Below are 901 nucleotides of genomic sequence, written 5' to 3' on the forward strand. Positions count from 1 at the left end.
CGTGGCTGCCGTAGTCGCACAGATCCGGTGACGGGCAGGGGAGCGATTCCAGTCCATTCTCGGTATGCCGCCGGCATGTCTCCCCGTTGCCTGCACACAGCGGCCTGCCACTCTTGCGGTCAAAGAAGGTGTATTCCGCCCGTAGATTCAGGTCCGGATCGTTGAACGGCAAGGTGACGGGAATGCTGCGGAGCTTGTTGCCCTTGGTGTCCTGGCGCAGGGCGTCATCCAGCGGGTGGGGCAGCCAGCCTTCCTTGGTCTGGATCTGGGTGGTGATGGTGAACTGATCGTCTTTCTCGGGCAGACGCTTGCCGTTCTTCTCCACCACGCGGCCGATGCTGATGCGGCCAATCACGGGGGGCGTAATCGCGAGTCCTTTAATCATGGGATGCTCCTGATGGATAACAGGCATAGACGCAGCCGGGCCAGGCCCGGCTGTTATGCCGTGAGTCGTAGAGGGTTAAGCATTGGGGCGAACCAGGAAGCGACGGCTCCCGGCCTTGTGCTTGGGGTACTGCTTGAGCAGATCAGGCTGATCCTGCAGGAGAGCTTTCGTGTCCAGGCTAGTGGAGTCCTTGCTTCGCTTCCAGGTCACAGAGCCCTCTGTGAAGGTGGCCTTGCTGGCCAACCCCATGGTCTGCTGGATGCGTTGCTTGAGGGTGGATTCCCGGTTGCTCAATCGGCCCAGGGTGTCACGCAGATCCAGTAGCTCATTGAAGTCGCCTTCGATGGCCGGGTTGTCCGTGAGATCCATGGTTTCCCCTTTGTCCTGGGGGTAGAGCGCTTGCAGGGCGTTCCCTGCTGAGTCGGAGCCATCCGGGTCCGGTGGCGTGTCGGCTTCCACCAGCTGCCAGAACTCCCGCTCCAGCTCGTACAGGTGAGCGATCAACGCCTCATCCCG

2 pseudogenes are annotated in these 901 nt (G+C 61.4%); both read right to left on the bottom strand.

From position 1 onward, the window contains the following. Positions 1-385, bottom strand: a pseudogene (locus tag A3754_RS08375) (hydrolase or metal-binding protein); the annotation flags it as partial. Positions 386-460: 75 nt separating this feature from the next. Further along, positions 461-901, bottom strand: a pseudogene (locus A3754_RS08380) (endonuclease); the annotation flags it as partial.

The sequence above is a fragment of the Alcanivorax sp. HI0083 genome, from assembly GCF_001635175.1.